Annotated in this window: 22 protein-coding genes and 1 pseudogene; 5 read left to right on the top strand and 18 right to left on the bottom strand. The window is 55.9% G+C overall.

Going from position 1 to position 25,708, the window contains the following annotated elements; genetic code table 11:
• The first annotated feature begins 73 nt into the window (after nucleotides 1–73).
• Nucleotides 74–1,161, top strand: a protein-coding gene (locus AC02Y0_RS24615) for an IS3 family transposase (protein ID WP_476382890.1) whose coding sequence is annotated in 2 segments (ribosomal slippage) — nucleotides 74–335 and nucleotides 335–1,161 — 1,089 coding nt in all. Because the reading frame shifts where the segments join, the coding sequence is not laid out codon by codon here.
• A gap of 189 nt (nucleotides 1,162–1,350) precedes the next feature.
• Here the strand turns inward: AC02Y0_RS24615 and AC02Y0_RS24610 are convergent.
• Together AC02Y0_RS24610 and AC02Y0_RS24605 are read right to left on the bottom strand one after the other, a co-directional pair.
• Nucleotides 1,351–1,608: a mobilization protein gene (locus tag AC02Y0_RS24610; protein WP_148169298.1), complete on the bottom strand. Its 258-nt coding sequence runs from the start codon at nucleotides 1,606–1,608 to the stop codon at nucleotides 1,351–1,353.
• Nucleotides 1,609–1,611: 3 nt separating this feature from the next.
• Entirely contained in the window at nucleotides 1,612–2,082 is a 471-nt protein-coding gene (locus AC02Y0_RS24605) for a hypothetical protein (RefSeq protein WP_476384639.1), read from the bottom strand.
• A gap of 269 nt (nucleotides 2,083–2,351) precedes the next feature.
• Between AC02Y0_RS24605 and traA the strand changes: the two genes are divergently transcribed.
• A complete protein-coding gene (gene traA, locus AC02Y0_RS24600) occupies nucleotides 2,352–5,888 on the top strand; it encodes a Ti-type conjugative transfer relaxase TraA (RefSeq protein ID WP_476384638.1) in 3,537 nt (1,178 codons plus the stop codon).
• Nucleotides 5,889–6,325: 437 nt separating this feature from the next.
• On the opposite strand, the gene AC02Y0_RS24595 is transcribed toward traA, so the two are convergent.
• From AC02Y0_RS24595 to tnpA, 8 genes are all read right to left on the bottom strand, one after another.
• The gene (locus AC02Y0_RS24595) at nucleotides 6,326–7,066 is read right to left on the bottom strand and encodes a hypothetical protein (RefSeq protein ID WP_476384637.1); all 741 of its coding nucleotides are present in this window, start codon (nucleotides 7,064–7,066) and stop codon (nucleotides 6,326–6,328) included.
• Between the two features lie 1,383 nt (nucleotides 7,067–8,449).
• Nucleotides 8,450–8,668, bottom strand: a complete 219-nt coding sequence (locus tag AC02Y0_RS24590; protein ID WP_476384636.1) for a DUF6880 family protein — start codon at nucleotides 8,666–8,668, stop codon at nucleotides 8,450–8,452.
• Nucleotides 8,669–8,693: 25 nt separating this feature from the next.
• Complete coding sequence (locus AC02Y0_RS24585) at nucleotides 8,694–9,047, bottom strand: GNAT family N-acetyltransferase (RefSeq protein WP_476384635.1); 354 nt, start codon at nucleotides 9,045–9,047, stop codon at nucleotides 8,694–8,696.
• A 139-nt stretch (nucleotides 9,048–9,186) separates the two neighbouring features.
• A complete protein-coding gene (locus AC02Y0_RS24580) occupies nucleotides 9,187–9,690 on the bottom strand; it encodes a GrpB family protein (protein ID WP_476384634.1) in 504 nt (167 codons plus the stop codon).
• A 201-nt stretch (nucleotides 9,691–9,891) separates the two neighbouring features.
• Nucleotides 9,892–10,197 (bottom strand): hypothetical protein, encoded by a 306-nt coding sequence (locus tag AC02Y0_RS24575; protein ID WP_476384633.1) that lies wholly within the window; start codon nucleotides 10,195–10,197, stop codon nucleotides 9,892–9,894.
• Complete coding sequence (gene tnpC, locus AC02Y0_RS24570) at nucleotides 10,197–11,762, bottom strand: IS66 family transposase (protein ID WP_476384632.1); 1,566 nt, start codon at nucleotides 11,760–11,762, stop codon at nucleotides 10,197–10,199. Before tnpC ends, AC02Y0_RS24575 begins: the two co-directional genes overlap by 1 nt.
• Nucleotides 11,763–11,834: 72 nt before the next feature.
• Nucleotides 11,835–12,182: an IS66 family insertion sequence element accessory protein TnpB gene (tnpB, locus tag AC02Y0_RS24565; protein ID WP_006728822.1), complete on the bottom strand. Its 348-nt coding sequence runs from the start codon at nucleotides 12,180–12,182 to the stop codon at nucleotides 11,835–11,837.
• Complete coding sequence (gene tnpA / locus AC02Y0_RS24560; RefSeq protein WP_476384631.1) at nucleotides 12,179–12,541, bottom strand: IS66-like element accessory protein TnpA; 363 nt, start codon at nucleotides 12,539–12,541, stop codon at nucleotides 12,179–12,181. The genes tnpB and tnpA overlap by 4 nt, the downstream gene beginning before the upstream one ends.
• 114 nt (nucleotides 12,542–12,655) lie before the next feature.
• On the opposite strand from tnpA, the gene AC02Y0_RS24555 reads away from it, so the two are divergent.
• Nucleotides 12,656–13,108 carry an NUDIX hydrolase gene (locus AC02Y0_RS24555; protein WP_476384630.1) on the top strand — a complete coding sequence of 151 codons (453 nt, stop codon included), beginning with the start codon at nucleotides 12,656–12,658 and terminating at the stop codon, nucleotides 13,106–13,108.
• A gap of 126 nt (nucleotides 13,109–13,234) precedes the next feature.
• Here the strand turns inward: AC02Y0_RS24555 and AC02Y0_RS24550 are convergent, their stop codons facing one another.
• Nucleotides 13,235–13,678, bottom strand: coding sequence for an N-acetyltransferase family protein (locus AC02Y0_RS24550; protein WP_476384629.1), 444 nt, complete (start codon nucleotides 13,676–13,678; stop codon nucleotides 13,235–13,237).
• A 135-nt stretch (nucleotides 13,679–13,813) separates the two neighbouring features.
• Nucleotides 13,814–14,359 carry a GNAT family N-acetyltransferase gene (locus AC02Y0_RS24545; RefSeq protein WP_476384628.1) on the bottom strand — a complete coding sequence of 182 codons (546 nt, stop codon included), beginning with the start codon at nucleotides 14,357–14,359 and terminating at the stop codon, nucleotides 13,814–13,816.
• A 200-nt stretch (nucleotides 14,360–14,559) separates the two neighbouring features.
• Here AC02Y0_RS24545 and AC02Y0_RS24540 point away from each other — a divergent pair, with 200 nt between their 5' ends.
• Nucleotides 14,560–15,006 carry a GNAT family N-acetyltransferase gene (locus tag AC02Y0_RS24540; RefSeq protein WP_476384627.1) on the top strand — a complete coding sequence of 149 codons (447 nt, stop codon included), beginning with the start codon at nucleotides 14,560–14,562 and terminating at the stop codon, nucleotides 15,004–15,006.
• A gap of 107 nt (nucleotides 15,007–15,113) precedes the next feature.
• Nucleotides 15,114–15,566, top strand: coding sequence for an NUDIX hydrolase (locus tag AC02Y0_RS24535; RefSeq protein ID WP_476384626.1), 453 nt, complete (start codon nucleotides 15,114–15,116; stop codon nucleotides 15,564–15,566).
• Nucleotides 15,567–15,610: 44 nt separating this feature from the next.
• On the opposite strand, the gene AC02Y0_RS24530 is transcribed toward AC02Y0_RS24535, so the two are convergent.
• The 6 genes and pseudogenes from AC02Y0_RS24530 to AC02Y0_RS24505 all read right to left on the bottom strand — a co-directional run bounded on the left by AC02Y0_RS24530 (nucleotide 15,611) and on the right by AC02Y0_RS24505 (nucleotide 25,513).
• Nucleotides 15,611–16,462, bottom strand: a complete 852-nt coding sequence (locus AC02Y0_RS24530; RefSeq protein WP_476384625.1) for a protein-L-isoaspartate O-methyltransferase family protein — start codon at nucleotides 16,460–16,462, stop codon at nucleotides 15,611–15,613.
• A 91-nt stretch (nucleotides 16,463–16,553) separates the two neighbouring features.
• Nucleotides 16,554–17,096 (bottom strand): annotated as a pseudogene (locus AC02Y0_RS24525) (recombinase family protein); the annotation flags it as partial.
• Between the two features lie 147 nt (nucleotides 17,097–17,243).
• The gene (locus AC02Y0_RS24520; RefSeq protein ID WP_476384624.1) at nucleotides 17,244–17,999 is read right to left on the bottom strand and encodes a hypothetical protein; all 756 of its coding nucleotides are present in this window, start codon (nucleotides 17,997–17,999) and stop codon (nucleotides 17,244–17,246) included.
• A 27-nt stretch (nucleotides 18,000–18,026) separates the two neighbouring features.
• Complete coding sequence (locus AC02Y0_RS24515) at nucleotides 18,027–19,361, bottom strand: HlyD family type I secretion periplasmic adaptor subunit (RefSeq protein ID WP_476384623.1); 1,335 nt, start codon at nucleotides 19,359–19,361, stop codon at nucleotides 18,027–18,029.
• Nucleotides 19,358–21,121 carry a type I secretion system permease/ATPase gene (locus tag AC02Y0_RS24510; RefSeq protein ID WP_476384622.1) on the bottom strand — a complete coding sequence of 588 codons (1,764 nt, stop codon included), beginning with the start codon at nucleotides 21,119–21,121 and terminating at the stop codon, nucleotides 19,358–19,360. Before AC02Y0_RS24510 ends, AC02Y0_RS24515 begins: the two co-directional genes overlap by 4 nt.
• 78 nt (nucleotides 21,122–21,199) lie before the next feature.
• On the bottom strand, nucleotides 21,200–25,513 hold the full coding sequence (locus AC02Y0_RS24505; RefSeq protein ID WP_476384621.1) for a calcium-binding protein: 4,314 nt from the start codon (nucleotides 25,511–25,513) through the stop codon (nucleotides 21,200–21,202).
• Nucleotides 25,514–25,708: the final 195 nt, after the last annotated feature.

The following is a 25,708-nucleotide window of genomic DNA, read 5'->3' as shown; positions in this document are numbered from 1 at the left end:
TGTGGTAATCCTCCCCGGGAATAAGGGGCTTCAAAAGTAGAATTTTCTCGGCAAGATGCTCGAGGAGATTTTGATGAAGAAGAGCCGATTTACCGAAGCCCAGATCATGGCTGTTTTGCGCCAAGCCGAAGGCGGTGTCCCCGTCCCTGAGCTTTGCCGGGAGCACGGCATCAGCAGCGCCAGTTTCTACAAATGGCGAGCAAAATATGGGGGCATGGATGCCTCAATGATGAGCCAGATGAAGGCTCTTGAGGACGAGAACCGCCGATTGAAGCGGATGTATGCCGATTTGAGCATGCAGGCCGATCTGCTGAAGGAGGCTCTCGGAAAAAAATGAGGCGGCCATCTCAGCGCCGAGAGCTGGCCGAGAAAGCAGTGGCGCAACACGGTGTGAGCATCGCGCTGGCATGCAGAACATTTGGCGTCAGTGAGACCTGTTTTCGGTATAGCCCAAAGCGCAATGCCGATAACGATGAGATCGCCGATCTGCTGCTTGGGCTCGTGAAGATGAAGAAGACCTGGGGCTTCGGTCTATGCTTCCTGCATATGCGCAACGTCCAAGGCTATCGCTGGAACCACAAACGAGTCTACCGTATCTACCGGGAGCTTGAGCTGAACCTGAGGATCAAGCCTCGGCGGCGGCTGAAGCGCGAGAAGCCCGAGGAACTGGCGGTGCCCGATGCGCCGAACGTGGTCTGGTCGATGGACTTCATGGCGGATCGCCTGGCGGACGGTCGCCAGTTCAGGCTTCTGAACGTTTTGGACGACTTCAACCGAGAGGGACTGGGGATCGAGGTTGACTTCTCACTGCCTGCCGAACGGGTCGTGCGCAGCCTCAACCAGATCATCGAATGGCGGGGCAAGCCGCTGGCGATCAGGGTCGATAACGGCCCCGAATACGTCAGTTCGAAGCTGGTCGAGTGGGCAGAGAAGCAAGGGATCGCATTGAACTACATCCAGCCCGGCAAGCCTCAGCAGAACGCCTATGTCGAGCGCTACAACCGAACTGTTCGGCATGAATGGCTCGATCTGTATATTTTTGACAGCATAACGGAGGTGCAAGAGATCGCCACGGAATGGCTTTGGACATATAACCACGAACGGCCCAACATGGGCATTGGCGGCATCACACCCGCTCAGAAAATGAAAATGGCTGCGTGAATTCTACCGCTGAACCCCGTTAAAACGGGGAGGATTACCCTGTAGGCTCTGAATAATCTCATCGGCCGTGCTCCTTAAATCCAGAGCTACGCAATCAGCGAGAGTGCAACTCCTTTTTGCAGAAGCCGAATTCTTCAATCAACTTTTTGGCCTGAATTTGGCTTTGTGGGCGCAAAATGCGCCTGGCGGTTACTTCAGGATGTCATCGAACAAGACCTTGTCATTGTCTCGGGTGAGAAAGCCCGGCAGCTCGCGGCGCAGCCAGTCTGCCAGGCGCGCACTAAACTCCGGGTCGTTGGCGTTCTCCAACCGATGCAGGACGAGGGCGCCGAGGAGAACCTTGCGACGTGTATCGTTGGCGCGCTCCTGCTTGGAGAGCCTTGCCTTGAGAGCAGATCGCTGTGCATCAAGCTGAGCGAGGCGTTCTTCGATGGATTTGCGAGCCATCACCTAGTCCTTCTTATAAATTGCTTTGGTTTTGCGCAGCGCTTCACCGCTGTCGATAAGACCGGCCTTTAGCGCGTCTCTGACGATCGCAAACTCCTTTCCCGCGGGCAGGTAGTGCGGGTCATCGCGGGTTGCGACGTGTTCGCTACTCTTACCCGATCCTGAAAACACAATGCCGCGGATGTTTGGATCCGCCGTCAGGATGGTTGCGATATGGCTGTCGACCGCACCGGTTGTGTCGCCGCTAAAATCGCGGCTGACATGAACGTCGCCCGATTCTGTCTTAAGTGTCAGGCCGTCCAGGTGGGGGAGAAGGTCCAGTATACGCGTCAGCGCTGATACTGTCTGCTCACTGAAGGATATGGGCTGCGCGCCGTTGTTCTGGATCAGCAATTGCCATGGCCGGGTTTGCACATTCTGTCGTGCACGCTTGACAGCGCTGGGGTTCAAGCTGCGGTCTGATGTCTTGTTCACCGTTCGCTCCTCCAGGATCAATCTGCGTAGCTAGTACTAGCTTGATGGAAAAATGATGTCATCCCGAGATCGATAAAACTGAGCCTTTCTCCATCCCAGCAATCGACTGAAAGCATCGGCAAATTGGCTGCAGCGTCTGCGGCATTCGTCACACCGTGGCTGATTGAGCGGAGCGAGATGAAGTTACAAGGGCGCATATACGGGTTGATGCTCAACCCATGCTCGGCTATCCTCACCATGCGTCGCGGATATCGAGGAGAGGAACAGTCTTGGCGATCTTCTACTGCCAGATGTCTGTTGTCTCTCGTACCACTGGACGCAGCGCCGTTGCGGCTGCTGCCTATCGCACAGCTAAGATCCTGACCAATGAGCGCGATGGCCTTGTTCATGACTACCGCCGACGTGAGGGCGTTGGTCATTCTGAGATCGTGCTTCCCGAAGGAGTGGATGCGGCTTGGGCGCTGAACAGGTCGGCGCTATGGAATGCCGCTGAAGGCTCTGAGAACCGCAAGGATGCGAGGGTTGCGCGCGAGTTCGTGATTGCGCTTCCGCATGAGCTATCGGAGGAGGGGCGGGTATCGCTCACGCGGGCGTTCGCTCAGGATCTGGCGAACCGCTACGGCGCTGGTGTTGATTTTGCGATTCACACGCCAGGCGTCCAGGGCGATGTTCGCAACCATCATGCCCATGTTCTGATGACGACGCGACAGGTGACGGGCGAGGGTTTGGGGGCGAAGACCTATATCGAGTTGGCGAATAAGGACCTGCTGCCTAAAGGGTTAGCCCCGACGCAGATGCAGCTCGTCGACATCAGGCGGTCGTGGGAGGGAATGGCGAACGATCATCTGGCTAGAGAGGGGTTTGATATCCGCATCGATCACCGCTCGCATGCCGAGCGTGGTCTGGAGATCGAGCCGACTGAGCATATGGGTGTTGGTGCCACAAATCTGCGTCGTCGGGGCGGTCTCGTTGATCGCTCCCGATTGGATGGCGATGCTGGTCAACGCAACGCGGATGTCATCCGGGAGAAGCCGGAACAGGTTCTGTCGATCATCACCTCTGAGAAAAGCGTGTTCGACCGGCATGACATTGCCCGCACACTGCATCGCTACATCAACGATGACGCGCAGGCGTTCCAGAACGCATTTGCCTCTGTCATGGCTTCTCCTGCACTGACAGAGCTTCGTCCGGAGCGGGTGGATGGAGAGACGGGTGAGGTTGAGCTTGCGCGCTATTCGACCCGGGAGATGGTGGAGATCGAGCAGGGCATGGCGGATGCCGCCGAGCGTTTGCACCAGGCGCGTAGTCACGGTGTCGATCGTCGCCATGTTGTTGAAGCCATGGAGGAGATGGACGAGGGGCTGCGTCTCAGGTCCGGAAATCCTAACTCTCGTCTCTCCGATGAGCAGCGGCAGGCGATCAGCCATGTGACGGGACCGGAGCGCATTGCCGCTGTTGTTGGTCTGGCCGGTGCTGGCAAGTCCACCATGCTGGCTGCGGCTGCCCAGGCTTGGGAGCGACAGGGTTATGCGGTTCATGGCGCGGCCCTCTCTGGCAAAGCTGCTGAGGGCTTGGAGGAAAGTTCCGGGATCAAGAGCCGTACTTTGGCTTCGTGGTCGCGCAGTTGGGAAAACGAAAAGCATCAGCTCGGCCGCGGCGATGTCTTCGTAATCGACGAAGCCGGCATGGTCGGCAGCCGGCAGCTTGCATCCTTTGTCGGAGAGGCGGAGAAGCGTGGCGCGAAGATCGTGTTGGTGGGAGATCACGAGCAGCTTCAGGCGATCGGGGCAGGGGCTCCTTTCCGCGCCATTGCCGAGCGCATCGGTCATGCATCGCTTGGTGAGATCAAGCGACAGCAGGAGCTGTGGCAGCAGGAGGCATCCGTCGCCTTTGCGTCCCATCGAACCGCAGAGGGGCTTGCTGCCTACCGGGACAAGGGCAACATCCACTTTGCTTCTGGACGCGATGAGGCGCGCGCTGCGGTGGTGCGGGATTATCTTGCCGATCGCGGCCTGCATCCTGAGGCTTCCCGTGTTGCCATGGCCCATCGTCGCGTGGATGTCCGTGCGATCAACGAGGGGATCCGTGCTGAGCTTCAGGAGCGGGGTGAGCTAGCCAAAGGCGAGGAGGCTGGCGAGTTCAGCTTCCAGACCAATGACGGTGTACGCAGCTTTGCGCCTGGGGACCGGCTTGTGTTCCTGGAGAACAGCCGCGACCTTGGTGTGAAGAACGGGATGCTGGGGGAGGTGAGGGCCGTCGAGCAGGACGCGATATGTGTTGAGCTCGACGGTGCTTCTGGCCGAGCGGATGCCCGAATGGTCAGAGTGCCGATGAACGACTACCGGTCGGTTGATCACGGCTATGCCACGACCATCCACAAGAACCAGGGTGCGACAGTGGACCGGGCCTTTGTCCTGGCTTCCGGCACGATGGATCGGCATCTCACCTATGTTGCCATGAGCCGCCATCGTCATGACGTGCAGCTTTATGCGGATGCCCAAGAGTTCGCCTCGCGCAGGAGCGACCAGGTGGTGACGCAAGGCAAGCTGGTGGAGCATGGTGCGGCACCCTATGAGCACAAGGACGGCAATCGCGACAGCTACTTTGTTACGCTAGAGAATGCCAAGAGCGAGCGTCATACGGTCTGGGGTGTAGGGCTGCAGCAGGCAATTGCGGAAGGGTCTCCGGAGATGGGCGCGACGATTGGGCTCAAACACACTGGCGCAGAGGCTGTGCGTCTGCCCAACGGGCAGGAGGCGAGCCGCAACGCGTGGAAGGTGCTGGCTAGCGATGAGCTGGCCTATGCGCAGCTTGGACATCGGTTGTCTCGTTCTGGCGTGAAGGAAACGACGCTCGATTTTGCCGAAAGGCGGGGGATCGCCCAGCAGTTTGGCGTCAGTAGTGAGATCAAGGTCCGGCTCACAGAGCCAGCGGGGCGGCCCGGCCAAAATGAAACGCAGACAGCGAAAGTGGGTCACACGAGCTGGAGTTCTACTGGCACGGATCGCTCAGTTTTGCGGGACGAACAGTCGCAGGCAAGTGGTTTTGAAATTCGAACACCGCTTGTGCCGGCAAAGATTCACCATGACCGTAGCGTTGAGGACGTGGCGCGGCAGAAGACAATGGCGACGTTCGGCCCAAGCTGGAACGGGGTGGAGAGAATCGTGCGCCAGGTGTTCCGTGATCCGCAGGAAGCTTCGAGTAAGATCCTGGCCTCACTGGTCGAACGGGATGGCGACAGTGCAGGTATCGAACAGGCCTTGAACAGAAGGCCGGAGCAGTTCGGTGAGCTTCGCGGCAAGACTGGCATCCTTGGTGACAACAAGGAACGCATTGAAGCGCGGCAGTCTGCGTCGATCATTGCGAAGCATGTAGGTGCCGCCGGTGAGCAATGGCAGCGACGCGTCGTTCAGGAGGAGAGATCAGAACGCTGGCAGCGTGAAAATAGAGACTATGTCGAAGTACCGAATCTAAGCCCACGGAGCGCTTCTCTCATCGCTGGCGTCCGTGACGTTGAGACCAGTGACCGGCATCGCTGGATCAATAGCCTAAGTGCGACGAAAGATGGACGCGCTGCTCTCGAAGAGGCAAAGAAAGTGTGGAGTGCGATTAGTAAGAGATTTGGCTCCGAAGACTTGGGCGAGATCGCCACGCGGGTCAAAGAGGACCCAGCTCTGGCTCAACATGCCGAGACCATTCGATCTGTGGCGAGCCTTGTGAGGAACACGACTGCTGCGGAAGTTCAGAGGGATTGGTCGACGCAAGGGGCGATGCAGAAAGCTAAAGACAATGGGCTCGAGCGATAATAGCTGGAGTTAGAATGCAGTCGGGCTATAGAGGTCCTGGTCATACATTAACGGAACGCTCGATAGCCCGAAGAAGATGGTTCGTCGGGACGTGCCGCTCAATGCTGAATCCGCAAAACAGCGCTCCATGCGCTACCGTCCGATCGCTCATCAGAAGAATATCCTCCTGAATCCCTAGATGGAGTGCACTTCGCGACAGCGCCGCCGACTTTTTCAAGCCTATCAGCGCAATCCGCGAAGGTCGCCTTTTGGCCCAATGCGGTCATGGTCGCGCGGCTAGATAGGCATGTGCCTACATGCTTCCTGGCCGCATCGAAGGAATAGCCCTGAAAGAGACAGGAATCACGGTCGTGGCGGCATCCGCTTTAGTAACCCAGATACGAGACAAATTTTTCTGGCTCAGGTCGCTCGCAAAAGCCATTCGATATTGCCATTGCCTATCTCCTAATAAAATCGCCGTGAAAAACACGTCTGGAAAATGGGATGTTTTCCGTCTCGCCCTTAGCTGGGCTCAAGCCTCTTTCTGGATATACACTTAACCAGCCGAGAAGCTGCGACACCCTGCCAGCGGTCGGCGACGCGTTGGTGATCGACATCGCAATGCTATCAAGCCGGTAGCCTGCGCCAAAGCTTGCGGAGAGGTCTGCGGGGCTCAAACGACGGACACTTGCGGGATTATCAATGTTATCGAATGTGACAAGCACAGGATAAAGACTGCGCGGGAGTTCCCGAGTCTGTCCGCTGCTTGCGTTCACAATTCTTGCTGCATCGATAAGACGTCGGGGAGGCAGATTCATCACAGTTTCCATTCCTGCAAAAACCTGCAATCCGCGCGACTCCGCGTCAGATATCAGCGCAAAGAGATAAAGTCCGCCGCCTAAATCCACTACTGTCGCCTCACCCATCGTATTGTAAAACGTGCTGCGTGCGTCCGGCAAAATCGAGGGTGCAGTCCACCAGGAGACTTTGACCGTCGAACTCCCGCTCCGAACTCCACTCGGCGTGGAGACGGTTACCGTCGTCGTCTGGCTCCAGGTAAAGCTTGGATAGAAAAACCTGTATCCTGAATACGCAAGAAATAGTGCCAACACTATCTTGATCAGCCAGAGCGGCACCCATCGGAGCCTGCCAGCCCCCTTTGACTGCTGGTGTTCTGGCTGAGGAACGTCAGAGGTCAAGCGGCGTCTCCTGTCATGGCGAAACGTGAAATCCGAGCAGTTAGAGAATATATCTTCCACTGGTGGAGTGTCACTCCACCCGGGGCAGATCGCGGCAATGGAGCGCCATCCTGGCAGCCCCAATGTCCGCTTCTGGCGCGAAGCCGCCAAATGCGAGCGGTCCCAGATGAACTGAAGCCTATTTGGGACGGTTACAAGGCCATGCAAACCAAGGCTTTCCAGCATCAAAACTCACTAGGCTTCAACTTGGACAGCGGGGCGCAATCTTTGTGATTTCGCCCTCAGCCTGAACCGACCCCGAATGGGGCGGCTGCCCGGTCCTGCAAAACAGTCTCAACCGCCATCTGACACGGGATGTAGCGGCTTTCATCCTATTCGGTTGCGCTTTTGGAAATCTGTCATCTTGCTGCGAATATGCTTCCTGCGGGCGCGTGCAAGGCCGCGGGTTCGGGATCACGACGGATAGGCCGCACCCTGCAGGGCGGGGCGCGGCCTTACCTTACTGAGGATTGTTGTCGTTTCCGGCTTTGCCGTTGAGCTCGACTTGATAGCTGAACTCAAACTTGGCGGTGAGCGGAAGCATCACGTCGATGGAGCTGACATCGACGCTTTGGCCGGAAACGACAACAAGCCTCAGTGAGCCGCCCCGCTTGCTGGGCGGGTCCGTCCTAAGGTGGAAGGGGAGTTCGAGGGGAGGGGCCCGAAGGGGGCTCCCCTCATTGCGGTTGAGTGCCGCTCCATGCGGCGCTCAGTCGCTCCTAAGCCTGAGCGGCGTCAGGCTTGCGCAATAGAAACCGCTTCAAACTCCATCCGGCTCCCAAGATGTAGGGTGGCTGCCCGATAGAATAGCGGAGTTGCACCGGCCGGTGCCCTATTGGGAACGATAAGTTCGTGCGTCCGGAGTGCACCGCTACAGCTCAAACGAAATGACATGCAGTTGTGAACTAGGTTGGCAGTAAGGAAGTGCGCCTTCTTAACCTCAAACGCAACCAGTCGTTAAAACTTTTCAATCAATGATTGCTGCTGATGTGATGGAGCGTTGTACATGTGGCGTAAATTGGCAGGCCTTTTTGTTGGCCCCATATCATTGATTGCTTTCAGCTTCTGGGATTTGGGTCGTGACTGGGGTGCGGGAGTTGCGCTCGTTATCATTGTTGCCTCCGCCATCTACATACCGCTACTCCTCATTGGCACAGCGATACTAGGATCATCCTTGGCTGTGATCCTGGTCATAGCGAACAGTATCCCGCTGGGATATATGCTGCTGACTTGCGCTGCATCAAATTGCGGTATGACTTCGAGGCAAGCTGCCGTCACACATTTTGCTGCAACCTTCTGCGCTCTGCTCTACTGGGCGATCGCCGCTCGAAAGCGGGACGACCGTTAAGATAACCCGCCCGGCACAGAACTCCAGAAGCCGTATTTCCTCGAGTGATTGCGCCGCAGCTCCGCCAGGAAGGCGGCGTGCGTCGAGAGACCGTGACCTTCGGGCAGGCTCGGCATGAGGCGCGCGAGTTCGCTGACATAGCGCCCCGTATGGGGATAGGCCATGCCGATGCCCCGGCGCAGGATATCTTCGACCAGCACACGGTAGAGCACCACGGCGGCCAGCGGCCCAAACCGGTCATTACAAATGCTTCGCCATGAGAAGATTGGGCCGATGTGCATCGACAAGCTCCCAGCCAATCTTGCGGTAAAAACCAACTGCGTCCGGCGCTACGTGGGCCTCAAGCCTAACAAGGCCATAACCCCTCGCTAGAGTCTCGACGGCGGTCATCATGGCTCGTCCTAAACCCTGCCGCTGGCGCTCTGCAACGATTGCAACCGTGCGAACTATCCCGATCCCGTTCACAGTGAGATCAATACGTACGGCACCGACGAACTCATCGCCATCGGCGAAAACCAGCGGAAGATGCTCCGGCTTTCTGTCATCAGGATGGTGATCGTCATATCCAGACAATCCGCGCAGATCGAACAGCACGTGCCGTCGAATCTGATGATATGCCTCCCATTCAGGTTGGCTCGATACCCGTACCAGCTTCAAAACAGTAGGCTCTCGTTGTAGAATGATTGTATTTCCATGTTGGTAGGGAAATAGCGGTCGCTGCCCGAGGCGGTCGTCAGACTTTTGGTCGGGGTCCTGCCACGGCATCGATAAAGGGGGCCTTCTGAGCTAGGTATTCCTTGATGCCGCCCACGTTTTTAGACTCCAATCCCAGTTTCAGGCTCTGATATCTGTGCCGCAGTCCGGCGTCCTCTCTCAGCATATCGCGAAAGCGTATCATCCTTGAAATCTGCGGATGCCCTGGCCGACACACATGAACCTTATGGGTGCGGATGCCTCCAACATCACGTTGATAGAACATGTGCCCATTCGAGAGGCTTTTTCCTCTCTCATATCCAAGTGATGCCATTTCTTGATCAACCCGATCTTCATCTTGGTGAGCCGAGACTACCAAGAGGTCGATTTCTGGCTTCGCTGCAAGACCAGGGACCGCTGTGCTTCCGACATGCAGGAATTCCACGTCCCACGGTGCGAACACCCCCTGTAGACGGGCCTTTTCCGCTTCGAACAGGCTTGGCCATCGATGGTCATGAGGTTTTATTTTACTCGTCAACGCCATCGAAGCCCTCCTCCGTCGGTCGGAAACTACCGCATGTGAGCATGGTCTCAAAGACTGCCTATCGCGCTGCGCGGCAGACGCATCGCGGCCGGGAGCCGACTTCTCGGCAGGTTCTGATGATCCGTTGCGAAGAGCTTGCTCTTGGGCTAGCTCAACAGTAAGCGTCCGGCGAACGCAATTCCGGGTGTGGAGAGATGGGTGCTATAGGCCGCGTTTCATCTCATCGACCATGATGCGGTCGATTATTTCAGGATCGCATTGTGTCTCGATGAGGAACTCGCGGATACCGCCGTCCCACGTCCTGATGTCGGCAAGTAGGCTTTGAAGCTCTTCGATGCCGTTCTCGGTCAGACCCTTCGTGCCATCCTCACTGCCATCACTGACGTAAACCAGTTCGCCTTCGGAGATGTTGTCGAAGTTTGCGGTGATTTCCTCGATCAGTTCGAGGTTCTCGCTGATCATGCCGGCGACTTGGCTGAGTGTGTAGATGAACCTTGAGCGTGCCATCAGGCGGCCTCGCATCGAGCTTTTGCCGGCGTCCAGTTCCAAGGCAGCAGGTCTTCAATTCGGTCTTTGGGGTGATCCTGGATCCGGGTCAGGACATCGGTCAGGTAGACCTCCGGATTATGGCCTTGCAGTTTGACCGTCTCGATGATGGTCAGAATGTTGGCGATGCGCTCACCGCCTTTATCCGAGCCGGCAAACAGCCAGTTCTTCCGGCCAATTCCAAGCGGTTTGATGGCTCTTTCGGCGATGTTGTTGTCGATTTCGACACGGCCATCTTCGATGTAAACGCTCAAGGCGGCCCATCGTGACAGCGCATATCGCATTGCCTCAGCCAGCTTCTGCTTCTGCGGCAGAGTTGAGAGTGTCGTCTCGATCCAGGCCTTGAGCTCGTCCAGAACGGGCCGGGCATGGTGTTGGCGCAGGGTACGCCGCTCGTCAGCCGCCATGCCGCGGATACGGTTCTCGATATCGTAGAGCGCTCCAATGCGCGACAGCGCTTCCTCCGCGATCGGTGACGGCTTCAGCTTAATCACATCGTGGAACTTGCGGCGCACATGCGCCATGCAGGCGGCCTCAACGATCTGGTTGCCGTAGAGTTTTTTGTAGCCCCCATAGCCGTCGGCATGCATGACGCCGCTGAAGCTTGCCAGGTGATCAGCCGGATGCGCGCCCTTGCGGTCAGGGCTGTAGTAATAGGCGATGGCTGCCGGAGTGGCGGATTGATAGCCACTGCCGTCGAAGACGTAGACCCAGACCCTGCCGATTTTTGTCTTGCACCGTCCGGGGTCGAGAACATCGACCGGGGTATCGTCCGTATGTATTCGGTCGAGTCCTGCGATATGGGCCCTGATCAACAAGACGAGTGGCGTCAGCAAAGCGGATACGCGGCCGACCCAGTCGGCCATCACGGATCGGGAGATGTCTATCCCCAACCGGTCGTACATCTCGGACAGACGGTAGAGGGGGATGTGATCGTCGAATTTGGCGATCATGATATGGGCGAGCAGTCCCGGCCCGGGTTTGCCGCGCTCGATCGGCAAGGTCGGCATCTCGCCAGCCACCGTCGTATCGCATTCCCGGCAGATCATACGCTTTTCGACATGCCGGACAATCTTGACCGACGCCGGCACGTGCTCGAGCACCTGGACCACCCTGTCCGCCGCCTTCAGGAACGACGTGCCACCGCAGGTCGGGCAATTGCAGGGAGCCGCATAGACCAGTTCCTCGGCGGGAAGACCATCGGGTAAAGGCTTGCGCTTCGGCTTCTCGGATGCGTCGTCCGGCTCCGGCAGAGGAGTTTTGCCGGAGCGCAGTTCAGCCTCGGCACGGGAGGCCTCGATCTCCTCCAGCATCAGCTCGAACTGCTCTATCTTCCTGTCGATCTTTTCCGAAGAGGCGCCATGCTGCCGATGTCGAAGCAGCTCCAGTTGCGCGCGAAGAAGCCCGATTATGGAGTCACGCTTGATGACTTCGGCTTCCTGGCTCTCAAGCTTCGCCGCCTGTTCGGCGACCAGTGCGCGCAAAGCAGTGAGCTCGTCCTGACTGTCCAGCGGCGCTGTTTCCATACCCGCAAATCTAGCCGATTTGCCTCTGCCGCGCCAGCGTTAAGCCCCGGATGCCCCTGCAAAATATGGCTTTTATCCCGTTCGGGCAGGAGCAGACGTCCACGCTGGGCGGCGCCAATCGATCCCTTCGACGAGCATCGAAAGCTGCGCCTGCGTCAGGTGCGCGACACCTTCTTTCGCCGTCGGCCACGGAAAGTACCCGCGCTCCAAAATCTTGTAGAACAGGCAGAACCCCTGACCGTCCCACCAGAGAAGCTTGATCCGGTCAGCGCGCTTTCCGCGGAAGCCGAAGATCGCGCCCGAGCCCGGCGCCTCCTTCACGACCGTTTCGACCAGCGCGGACAGACCATCAATGCCACGCCGCATATCGGTCACCCCGCAGGCCAAATAGACCCGCACATTCCCCGATGGCCCGATCATGCCGCCTCCACGCAAGCGACCAGCGGGCCAAGCAGCTTCAACTCAACGTCAGCCGGAACCTTCAACCGCCGACCGTTTCGGAGCAAGATCTCGACGATCACCGGCTTGGTTGCCGCCGTAGTCGGTTGGCATGCGCCAACCTCCTCGGTGATTTCCACCGGGAGGAACACAGTCGGCTGGTCGGCGTAGCTGAATGATTGCCGCCACAAGCGGATCTGCCCCGGATGAATGTCATGCCGGCGCGCCACATCGCCAATGCGAGCACCGGACTCATCAGCTTCCGCAAGTATCCTCAGCTTCGCCTCGTCCGACCAACGCCGTCTGCGTTCGGTGCCGGACATGATCTCCATGCGAGCCATGAAACCTCTTTGTTCTGGTATTAATGTCAGCATTAATGCTGGTTCGAATGCCAGAACATCGCCTGATTTGCCCAATCAGCAAAAACAGCTCACCGGACGCTAACGCTCAACAAGATGACAGTAATCCCCAAATCCAGTGTTATCCGCATCAAAGCCTTGGGCCTGCATTGGCGTGGCCCCCGGCTCCTAGCTTTTGAGGTTTACGACCATGGGGGTCGTCTAAAGGGTGTGAGGCCGCTTGGCGGTAGCGTTGAATTTGGCGAATCTGCAAAAGATGCTGTCATCAGAGAATTCAAGGAGGAGATCAACGTCGAAGTTTCCATTATCGCGGGGCCAATGGTTCTCGAAAACGTGTTCGTCCACGAAGGCCAACGCCGGCACGAAATCCTATTCATTTTTGACCTTGCATTCCCCCCTGGAGCTTTCGAAGCCCAGGAACGCATCCGATTCCAAGAGGATGACGGCACCTCAATGGTCGCAGCTTGGTATGATCTGCGAGAACTGGACATGGACGGAGGCCCTGAGCTTTATCCCAAGGGTCTCAAGACTCGTCTGCTTAATCGATGACCGCTGTTGGCGCGAAGCGGTCATAGGCCGTCGCACAAACCGGCAGCGAAACTCTGATTTCTGCACCTTAAGTTTCGCGACAGAAATTCCCTCAAAGATCCAAATGCACTCGATCCGTCGCAAATGTTAGGATTTTCGTGAAGAACGATAAATTGCTGGCAGCAAGCCATCGGCATCAAGCTGAGGCAGAATCTCGAATCCGCATCGTCGGCAGCAAGCGAGGCTTGCTGCATTGTCCGGCTCGATTCGTCCTTCCAAGATCCCATAGATACCTCCAGGCCCCGACAGAAACGCCTTTAGGACCGCCGTTCCGATCCCTTGGCCTCTGAGATGGGGGCGCACAGCCAGGTCCAAATAGCCTCGTTCAGAATCCTCACGGTCAACCTGCATCATGGCTATGAGTTCACCGGCGTCCGACGCCACCCAGCAACGGGCATCCGCCCCAGCCGTCACATAGGCGAACCAATCATCGGTTGGGAATGATAGCCGGCGCGATAACTCTGCATCCTTAAACCATGTGCGCAATTCGGGAAGGTCGTCGCTCGCTAAGGGCCGAAAAGTAATCTGCATCTCGCTCGCAAAAATCCCAATTAACGCAAAAACTTGTTTTGCTTACTTATGCGACGTCGCAGTATCGGGAGTTTTCCGGCAGGCACAATCTCTCCCATTGGCGCTGAGCGGAAAACGGCCAACGATGCGTAGCAGTCATTCGCTGCGCCGCCAGATGTATGACCACCCATCTATCCTTACCCCGGTCGACCTCATCGGCAAGGCCGCTTCCAAGAATTGATTCCGCACGAGTCCAATCTTTTCCAGAACGCGGCAACTTGCATCGTGATCAGCGGCGCAAATTGTACGAACCTCAGACAGACTTGATTGCTCCGCGATCCATCGCATGACGGCCGAGCCAGCTTCGGTGGCAAACCCACGCCCCCAGAAGGCGGGTCCCAATCCGTAGTGTATCTCCGCCACTTCTTCATTCTGATTGAAGAGAAGAAAAAGGCCTATGGGCCTATCGGTACGTCGCTCAATGATGGTCCAGACGAAACGGTTGCTAACATGCCAGTTGGTCTCGCCCCATGCGCTGATGACGGCTTCAGTTGCCGACTGCGAGAGATGCGGTCCCCTTGGCAAAAATTTCGCCGCCTTGATGTCGCCCGTGTATTCCTCAAACACGACCGCCGCATCCTCGGCACGCGCGGCACGCAGTACGAGTCGAGTTGTCAGAATTTGAAGCGGTGGCGACTTCATAATAAGAGCCCGCATTCGGCCCCATGGTCGCTAGACCGACACGGGCGGTTTCAAGCCAACATCATTCAAGACAACTGAATATGTCAGGTGCCTGGCATGACCGCAAATGGCGCGAGGCGGCGGACATCTCTGCACACCTTCTCGCCCGTTGAGGTCTGGTGATATGATAGCGACAAAGGCCACATTCTTACGAGATGATCATGGACTCAGCTATTGAATTTGAGCTTGTCCGGGAACTGCCGCTTGGCATCGAAATTCTTCGGGCCGAGGCCTCGAGAGCGGGTTTTCGTTTCATGGACAAACTTGTCAGTGAATGGGAGTCGCGGGCAAATCGGTTCGATATGCCGGGAGAAATGCTGTTCGGTGCATTTGCTGATGCCCGATTAGTGGCTATCGGCGGATTGAACATCGATCCTTACGCGAATGACCTGAGTGTCGCTCGTCTTCGCCACCTTTACGTGCTAAGTCGCGTCCGCCGACAGAAGGTTGGCTCTCGTATTGCTCGCCATTTGCTGGATACTGCCCGAACATCGTTCGCCAGCGTTCGGTTGTTCACTGATACGACAGAAGCTGGTGCGTTCTATGAGAAGCTTGGTTTTGCGCGCACGTACTCCCGAAATGCCACCCACATATTCAGATTCAGATGACTGCCTCTGGCGCTGCTGCGCCATGACGGCCGTCGGCCCGAGGCGGACTTCTCGGCATGTTGCGGCGGTCTGTTGCGAAGGACCTTCTATTGCGTTAGCTCAACAGGATGACCACCGTCACCAAATCCAGTGTTATCCGCATTAAAGCCTTGGGCCTACATTGGCGTGGTCCGCGGCTCCTAGCTTTTGATGTTTACGACCATGAGGGGCGTCTCAAGGGTGTGCGGCCGCTTGGCGGTAGCGTTGAGTTTGGCGAATCTGCAAAAGATGCTGTCATCAGAGAATTCAAAGAGGAGATTGACGTCGAGGTTTCCATTCTTGCGGGGCCAATCGTTCTGGAAAACGTCTTTGTCTACGAGGGTCAACGCCGGCATGAAATCCTATTCATTTTTGACTTGGCGTTTCCCCCTGGAGCTTTCGAGGCCCAGGAACGCATCCGATTCCAAGAGGATGACGGCACCTCAATGGTGGCAGCTTGGTATGATCCGCGAGAACTGGACATGGACGGAGGCCCGGAGCTTTACCCGAAGGGCCTCAAGACCCGTCTGCTTGGTCGATGACCGGTGTTAGCGCATGTGTGACGTTGCCGCTGGCAGCGTTGACGTTAGCGTACAGCGGCGACCGGCTGTGAGGAGAACCAAACGTCGGGATATATGGCAATCGCACTTTGGTCAGGGGATCGCAGTGCAGTCCTCCAAATGGACCGTACCATCCGCGCCTCGGAAAAATTGGCCGGCACCCTGGAAGGCTCGACCTCCTTTGAGGCGCCCACGCATGGGATAAACCAAGCGGGTGCCAGCGGGGAAACGCTTAAGCCTCCGTCCTCGGCCCGAACCAGCAACGTAAGTGCTACTTGTTCGTTTGGTCGCCACGGAAAGATCATCCGCCCGCCCGGCTTGAGTGCTCCTAGCCAATCAACCGGAGGTGCTGCCATGCCGGCATTGACATAGATTACATCGGATTCGGGGAGCCGCTTTTGGGTTGCATCAGCGTTGATGACCTCTGCTACGTCGAAGGGAGCGAGATTAAGCCGAGCTCTCGCAGCCAGATCCTCATCGATTTCGAAGGCGGTCACCTTGCCCGCAGGTAGCACGAGCATCGATAGTATGGCTGTGTAGTAACCCATTCCTGCGCCGACATGAGTGACGGCCTCTCCGCGCTGTGGTGCAACGGTTCCTATCCAAGCCGCATGAAGCGACGGTTCTCCATTGTTTATTCCTTTGTCTGCATCCAGCGCCACGAGGGCATTCTGGTAAAGGTAGACGGGGTCAGCGCTGGGCGTCTCGAAATATCGGGAATTCACCATCACTTTCCACGGCCCTGGAGGGAAGAATGCTTCGCGAGGCACGGCTTCAAAAGCTCTCTCGAAACGAGGATCGGAAGACCTGCTCGCCGCCGCCATCAGTCGAGCGTAAAATCCTCGTATTTCTTCTATGCTGGCTCTCTCATTTGCCATCAATAGATCTCCTATCGCCAAGGGGATTGGGCTTCAGAAAAGAAACCTGAACCGTTGGCGGATCGTCGGACAAGTCTGTCGGTTCCTCGATGCTGTCAGCAAGGCTCCGATAGACACTCGCACGCCCTATCCCCAGCTGCTTTGCGATCTCCGTCGCTCCGACACCTTCTCCACGAAGGCGACGGATTTCGAATACATCGAGTTTCGGTTTTCGACCTTTGTAGACACCCTTGTTCTTCGCGGCAGCGATGCCTTCCATCTGTCGCTCTCTGCGAAGGTTCGTCTCGAACTCAGCGAATACGCCCAGCATATCGAGGAAGGCCTTGCCTGCCGCAGAGCTGGTGTCGATAGGCTGTTCAGTCGCCTTCAGCGTCACCCCTTTCTGTTTTAGCAGCCGTACGATGTCCTGCAGATCCCCAACCGATCTTGCCAGTCGATCGACCCGCGTCACGACCAGGCTGTCGCCGTCGCGCATGAATTCCAGAAGCGTGTTAAGCTCCTTCCGATCCTGCTTGGTCGATCCCGATTTCTTTTCCGCCCGGATGACCGTGCACCCGGCCGCCTTCAGAGCCGCCTCTTGAATAGCCAGATCCTGATCGATGGTGCTGACCCGCGCGTACCCGTAGATTGCCATAAAACGTCTCATTAGGTTCTAGACCTTCAATGCGTAGCGTCTCATAACTGAAAAATCAACCCAAATGATACGCTGATTTGCGTCTCACGGAGATTGTCTCAGGAGGTATACAAGTTGATATGCGCCCCGTTGCGACAATCAATGTTCCTAGCCGGCGTTTGCCACGGCCTGTTGAAGCTTATCGCGAACACAAGTCATGTCGGGTTGCGAAAAAATTCCATAATTGGATCTCTGTTGTTTTTCGGGATCGGCCCGGCTTTCAAACGCACACGACCTTACGTAATCCACGATAGCATGGCGGACTTCATCTGGGGGGAGTGTAGCGGGCTCAAATTCATTGCGAGCAGTCGGCAAGCCATCTAAATAGTCGAAACCTTTTAGTATGCACTGATTGATCTCTGCCTCACTCGCATTTCCCGTGTTAACAAGGACGAAACCACCAGCCGACCACCCATGAACACTTTGGCGTCGGGCTAAGCAGAACTGTTTCGTGGCTGAGGCTTGTTGTACTTCAGCAGATACTTCGTTCCGTAGGCCTAGCGCAGAGATCTCTTTTGCTCTCGCGTCATCTGACAAACTCGTGATCCCTGACAGAACGATAACTTCGATCTCTGCCCGGCCCCAAGCTCGCCGGTATCTTCCTGGGCGCTTCTCTTCGATATAATGCTTCGCGGCCTCTGCGACTTGAGAGTTGCCTATGAAAGCGGTGGTCGGTTGATTATTGTTGTACATTAAGACAGTCGTTGTCATGGGCAGCTCAGCCACGTACTTTGAAGCTCCTTCCAATGCTGTACGGCTGTGGTCTTGCGACGGACCGCGGAATAAGTGCACCGAAGAAAAGGCAACCGCCGCGACAAACACGACGAAAGCCAGCCGAATTAGTGCCGTGTGTTTACTTTTCATGGTCTTGCATCCCCTTGTGCCGCCTAGTCACTCTTCAATGAACGCATGTCGCGCAGAGTCGACAAGTGGCTTTACTAAATAGTCCAGGAAAGTCCGGTCGCCTGTGCTGATGAATGTTTCCACCGGCATCCCCGGTCGCAACTGATCTTCAGGTATCGACGATGGTAAGTTTCCTGCGATTTGCAACAAGGCTCGATAGTAAGGTTGCTGTGTCGACTGGTCGATTAGGCGATCTGCCGAGATATGCCTAACGGTGGCACTAACTTCGGGTGTGAGCCGAGCATTGAGAGCCGTGAATCGCAAACGCGCTGACTGCCCTATGTGGACAGCATCAATATCTGTAGGAAGCAGACGGGCCTCTACCAATGGTCTCTCGGCCGTCGGCAAGATTTCCATCAGTTTTTCGCCAGGCGCGACCACGTTTCCGACTATATTATATAGGGAAGTCACCACTATACCATCTGCCGGCGCGTGGATAAAAGTTCGCTTAAGCACGTCTGCTGCCGAGGAGATCTGTTCTTCTAGGTCTCGAAGAGACGTCTTCGCCTCTGTCAATTTGGTGACCGCTTCCTCGATGCGCTGCGTACGTAGACGCTCTATTTGTTCCATAGCTTCGGCGATCTGCGAATCGGTCGACAACTTTTGCGCGACAATCGAAGCCGATTGCCCTAACAGATCTGCATCTATTCTCAGCAGCTCGGTGTACTCCGACCTGTTGATCAGCCCTCTTTGAAGAAGGCTATCTTTGCGGGCCAATTCAGCCTGTACGACAGAGGCCTGCTTCTCCACCGCCTTTTTCTGCTCAACCAGTCCAAGCCTGCTTTCATTTAGCTGCTCCAGACGTTTTTCCAGTATCTCGTGCTCTGACCGAAACCTCGCCTCCCGGGCGCTGAATTCCTTCTGCTCCTCAAGGAGGACGTCTGTGATTTCCGGCCCAGCTATCAGTTTGATCCCGGTCAGATCAGGACTAAAAGCAGATTTACCTTCCCTCTCCGCTGCAAGACGTTGAGCCTTGATAACAAGCGACGTTCGCTGCTTCACAAGCCGATTGAGCTGACCCTTTGCGGCAGTGTCGTCGAGGATCATGACAATATCGCCGCGCTTGACCCGGTCTCCCTCCTGAACCGCTATTTCCCTGATGATTCCGCCTTCAAGGTGCTGCATCTGGATATTTCTGCCGGCGGCGGTAATTGTTCCGGGCGCTATTGCTGCTCCAGAGATCGGCGCGGTTGCAGCCCAAAGGCCGAAAGTGCAGCCCACCGTCAAGATGGCAGTGTAACCAATTAGGGCTGGTGCTCTTGTCGTGGCGGAAAGCCGGCGCTGCCACGTACCGCGATCTGAGAGCTTCCCCGTCGTCGTCATGGTGCGCCACCAACCACTGCAGTCGGCTTCAGACTTGCAACCGAGGGAACGTCATCTTGCTTGGTGCCTGTGGCCTTTCGCTCCGCTCGGGTCGCATTTGACAGCCGCTGCAAAATCTCAGTGGCAGGACCGAAGATTTCCACAGCTCCTTCCCGCATTACCAAAGCTTTGTCGCACCGGAATACTATCCCTGGCCGATGGGTGACGATGAGAATCGTGTGGCCGGCGGCCTTTGCCTGGGCGATGGCTCTGTCGAAAGCGGCTTCGCCGTCAGCGTCCAGATTTGAATTTGGCTCGTCGAGTATGAGGATTTTGGGATCACCGAAGAAAGCGCGAGCGAGACCTATACGCTGCCGAACTCCCCCAGACAGTAGCGTGCCGGACGGGTCAACCTGTGTCTGATATCCATCCTTCTGGGCGACGATCAATTCGTGGGCCTCCGCCTGCTGAGCTGCGCGAATAATAGTGTCATCGGTGACGTCAGGACTAAAACGAGAAATGTTGGCGGCAATTGTCCCTGGAAGAAGATGGACCTCCTGTGGCAGATACCCAATCTGACTGCCAAGCTGAATCTCGTCCCAAGTCTTGTAGTCGGCACCGTCGAGCAAGATTGAACCTGCTGTCGGCCTCAAAACCCCCGCCAGCAGTTTGACCAGTGTCGATTTTCCAGCGCTGCTAGGACCTAGAATGGCAATGGCTTCTCCGGGAAGCGCTTCGAAGTTTATGCGCTTAATGACTGGAGCGGCTCCGGTTCCTTGTGGCGTCCAGACCAGATCCTTAACTGTTATCATTCCACGGGGGTTCGGTAGCTGGATTCGGTCGCTCTGCCCCGTCACAGCAGCGGCCGTTGCAGCGCTTAACCTGACCCAGGCAGCTTTCGCCTCGACGATCTGTTTCCAACCCGCGATCAACTGATCAATAGGTTGAAGTGCCCTGCCGGATATAATCGATGAGGCGAAAATCATCCCGCCTGTAAGTTCTCCAGCGATAACCAACGCCGCCCCGGCCCCCAAGATTGCGAGCTGGAGCGCCATGCGGGAGGTACGAGAAATGCCCGCGAACACCGAATTCATGTTGGTTGAGCGGTCCTGGCTGATGGCGGATTCCGCAAATCGCTGACCCCAGACTGTCGCGACGCTTCTTGTCATCCCCAAGCCGCGGATCGTATCGGCGTTTCGCGCGAATGCCTGTGCAACGGTATTCGCTATACGAGTTTCTTCGAGAGATTGGGTGATCGAGCGTCGAGCTGCGTATTGATTGATGGCAACGATCGCGAAGAGGATTGCTGCGCCAGCAATCGTCAGGATGCTCAGGATGGGATGAATAAAGTAAAGCAAGATGATGAAAAGCGGTGCGAACGGCAGATCAGCCAGATTCGCCAAACCCCGTGATGCAATAAACGTTTTAACGGTGGCCAAGTCGCGCAAGGGTTGTATTTCCCCATGCTCTGCCCTTGCGGAGGTCAGAGAGGCCAAAAATGCCGTTTCACCCAAGTGACGCTCTAGGGATAAGCCTACTCTCTGGCAATAAATCGATCTGACAATATCAAGGATTGCCATCAGCAGGAGAGCCGCGGCAGCAATAATGGAAAGATAGACCAGCGTCGGGACGCTGGCTGCCGGAAGCACACGGTCGTAGACCTGGATCATATACAGTGATGGTGCCAGCAGAAGGGCATTCATCAGCACGGAAAAGAAGGCGATCTCTACCCAAGCCCGGTGGAGGATGCGCCGAAACTCAGCGGGATTATTATCAGACACTATTCTCAACCCGGCAACGTGAACGGTCAGGTAACGCAGATCTGGTCTGCGTTACCTGTCATCGGATCAATGACCCTTTTAAACCAGAGCGCCGATCGGCTCCGGCTGAAACCAGATATTCTGATCGTCCTCTTCGGTGCCCGCCGGAACAGCAAACTCTGCAAACGAGGGAATCTTTGCGGAATGAACGTTCTCCGTGTTCCCGGTTTCCTCCGCAACGGCATAGCTGGGAATGTCATACAACGGGTTTCGGGAGATAGATGCCGCAGGAAAAGTAATCACATCCGAAGAGACGACTCCCAGGGAGGCGCGCTGGCTATAAGTGTCTCGATGGACATCATACGTGCTAATGCTGATGGACTCGGCCGGCGGGGAGTAGTGCTGGGAGGCACTTCGAAACGCGGCCGGCGGACCAACTTCGCCTTCAATGGCCATGATTGTTGAACGATCCCAAGTTGTCCCGTCTGCAAACTGAATTTGCTCCAGGCCCCAGTAGTCGTCCGGGTGAAACCATTGCTCATCCACCGTAATGACATGCCCGGTCGAATTGATCGTCAGCATGAGGTGGGCACCGTCCCGTACAGCGGTGACATCATCTGCATTCAGATCGGTGAAGGTGAGGGCATCGATTTCCCCAGGCTCGTTCGCTTCATCGTCGATGTAGTCGTTCCCATCGCCAAAAGAGTAGACATACGTATCCGAGCCCTCGGCACCTAGCAGAAGATCGTCCCCTAGCCCGCCCTCCAACACGTCGTCCCCAGCCGTTCCCTCAAGTATCTGATCCGCTTCATCTGCCGCAATTTGCATTATGAATGGACGATCCCAAAACGAGCCGTCAGCGAACTCGATCTTTTCCAATCCCCAATATTGGCTTGGATCATACCACTGCTCATCGATGGTAATCACGTCTCCGGTAGCGTTTATCGATATTTGCAGATTTACGCCCTTGCGAACCGCAGTGACGTCAGAAGCATTCAAATCGCTGAAAATCAGCTTATCAACGACGGTCGCTTCGGTCGCTTCATCGTCGATGTAATCGCTGCCATCCCCGGATGCGTAGACATAGCTGTCTTCCCCTGACGATCCCAGCAAGAGGTCATTGCCAAGTCCGCCTACGAATGTGTCGTTACCCTCAGTTCCAGTGAGTACATCATCCTCCGCTGTGCCGTAGACTATCTCGCCTGTCACAGTCGGAATGGCCATGATAGTCGTTCGATCCCAGTATGAGCCATCGGCGAACTCGATTCTCTCGACCCCCCAGAACTGGTTGCTCCCATACCACTGCTCATCGATCGTGATGACATGGCCAGTGGCTGTGATCGTTATCGCCAAGTGAACTCCCATACGGGAAGCTGATACGTCGGCTGCATACAGGTCTGTGAACCTCAGGATATCGACGGATGAGGGCTCGTTCGCCTCATCGTCGATGTAGTCGCTTCCGTCCCCAGAGGAGTACAAGTATGTATCGGAGCCCGCACCGCCTAGGAGGAGATCGTTGCCCACTCCACCTTCGAAGATGTCATCACCACCCGTTCCGAAGAGAGTATCGTCACCAGCAGTCCCTATGACTGTATCGCCTGGGCCAACAGGCACAGCCATGATAGTCAACCTGTCCCAGAATGTCCCATCAGCGAACTCAATCCGCTCAAGGCCCCTCCAGGACGCTGCATCGAAAGATTGCCGATCAACAGTAATGAACTCGCCAGTAGCGAGAACAGTGACTCTCAAGTCATTGCCAACCCGGGTCGCCAAAATGTCAGCCGCATTCAGGTCGGTGAACCTGAGGGTGTCGATCCTGTTAGACTGATAGGCATTATCGGAGATTTCATCACTACCGTCGCCTGATGCATACAGGTACAGATCGGATCCCTCGCCGCCTGTCAGCGTATCATCCCCCTGTTGACCATCGAACACATCGTCACCAGTAGTCCCAGTCAGCGTATCGTCACCCGCGCCGCCTGTGATGGGAAGGACAACGGCCGCAGCCAAGGTAGCGCGATCCCATATAACTCCATCCGAAAAAGTAACTTTATCGACACCTACTGTCCTGTTGCTAAGCAACAGCTGGCTTCTCAGGGAAATAGATCCTCCATCGCCGGCGCCTGGCGAAGACTCCATGATATTGATTATCACGTCGTTGCCAACACGATGCAACGTCACTTCCGACGAACTAATATTTGAGAACATTAATCTGTCGTTTGCATCATAACCACCGTAGTCGTAGATGATGTCTTCGCCATCGCCGCGGGCATATATGTAGGTGTCGTCGCCTAAGCTGCCTTCAATGTAGTCATCACCTTCACCAGCATCAATTGTGTCCCTAGTATAGTAGCCCAAAATGGTATCGTCGCCACTGCTAGACTGCTGGGCGATCAGCATGTCGTGAACATCCTGCTTCGTCCATATTGTTCCGTCTTGGAAGATGATTTCGTCGACGTTTGTTTGCGCCATCCCATCTAATTGATCTAAGAGCGTAATGGACCCACCATCACCTGCCCCGGGGGCGCTCTCAGCTATAAGGAGAACCGGATTGAACCCTCCATGACCCGGCCCCACACCTGAAGTTGTCAGAGAAACATCTGCCGGTAGAATCCCGCTAAGTAGGAGCCGGTCGCCTCCGCCTAAGTTGTCAGTAATTGTGTCGTTCCCGTCACCTCGACTATAAATGTAGAGATCTTCGTACATACTGCCGGTCAAATTGTCGTCGCCGCCGTCGCCTACGTAAATCACCCTTCCCGAAGAATTGAGGGTGTCCGCGCCCGATGACCCAAATTCCAAGGCGCTGCCCATGAGGAAAGTCTTGGCGAACTCCTTCAACAGCACGTTCTCAGGGTCTGCTGCCATAATTTTCGCTTGTACGAGAGCCGACAGAGCCTCTCTGTCGCCTGCAAAGTACTCAAAATCCAGTCCGGCTAGGGCGGTGAGTGCTTGTCCAAAATAGGTTAGTGTGGCTGTTTCGCCGGATGGTGCGCCAGCGATAAGGCTATCAATGACATCGTTGATATTGCCTTTGAACTGATCAGCGTCGACGTCGTACAAGAGCGCAAACAGCGGCGTGAAAGGACTGTTGTGAAGATCCGCAATATCTGCGCCCAGTTGCCAGGCTGAGAAGGTCGCTTGGGAAGCGAAGCGCGTCAGCAAAAGATCAACGGCCTCATTATAAGTGGTGTTGAGTTCATATGCATATCTTTGCCCGATCCCACTGCCGCTTCCGTCCCGAATTTCTATGCCAAAGTACTGTTCAAGGAATGCTACTTTTTTCCCATCAATGTGGTTGCCTCGCGAATTTGAGGCGACGTGTTCTACGTTCGCCCAGGCGAAGAGAAGAGCCTCAAACCCTGCCCTCACCTCGTTCGGTGGAAGAGTAGCGAGTGCCAGAACATAATCTTGCACCTGAAGCAGGAGGCCGCTGTCCAGGGTTACAGAAGCTGCCAGTTCAGGCAGCAATCCATACCCCTTCAGGTTGGGAAGAAGTTGAGCATCTTCTGAAATTTCGAAGCCGGGCGGCGGCGTCCAAACAGAGATTGTCGGATTGGTTGCGAACAAAATCGCGCCAGCGTCTCGGACCGTTCCATTCGCCAAGGTGTAGGAGCCCGAATACTCAACCGTGTTTCCGGCGACCACGGCTCCATCTCTGTTCTTGCTCACGTTGACAGAGGCGATGGAATAGCTAGCTAAAGAGAATATTTCTCCTTGGTCGGAAACTCCATCACCGTCTAAGTCGCGCCAGATCTTCAGTTTCGCGAAATTCGTGTCAGTCCCATCGACTTTTCCATCTGCGTTCGAGTCGAAGGAAGCCAGATGAGTGAACCCGTCGACAGCCGGATTGCCGAATAATTCGTCGATGCCATCAACGACATTATCGTTGTCCTCATCGTGAATTAGAAAACCATCATCGGGCGCGACCCAACCGGTGCTTTCCGCGAAGCCATCTTTCACGTAATCGAAATGGGCTTCGGATTGTTCGATACCCACCAACTCGATGCCGTCACCGTCCAGATCCAGAACCAGAGGGTCGCGGGGAGGCGCTGGTGGAGATGGAGGCCAACCTCGATCAGGCTCAGGATTCGGATCCGGGATGGGCGTGATGATGGTCTCTGTCACAGATAGCGAAAGACCTAAACCGAAATCAACACTTCCAACCGCTCCGCTTGTTCCGAAAGCGATCCCAAGGCCCAAACCAAGTGCAGCTGAGATGCCAAGGGCTGTGCCCTCCATATCTTCAGGCGGACCTTTAAATTGTAGATATGATCCAATAGAAATTGCAGGGGTGCCAAATCCAATGATCACGATATCGTAGGCTTGGCTCTGGTAATAGATTGTGCCGTAGCCGGCAATACGTCCGTCAGGAATTGGATACCAAAGGATAGTACCAGTTGTGTAGTCGGTCATTTGCGCCTCTCGCCAAAAATTTCAAGATAAGCATGCCAATGAAGCTAAAATTCTGAGTTATAGTCGCTGGAATATTAGCGACCCTTCACAAGAAGTTTCGTCAAACGCGGTCCTTCGTCTCTTGATGGTAAACGATAAATCTAGGGTTGCAACCTGCGGATTGCTTATCTTTGGAGGGCGCCCCTCGGACATTTG

This window comes from Allorhizobium sp. nf9_anc, from assembly GCF_056323085.1.
The sequence above is the reverse complement of the archived record's forward strand: the minus strand, read 5'-3'. Positions and strand labels throughout refer to the sequence as shown.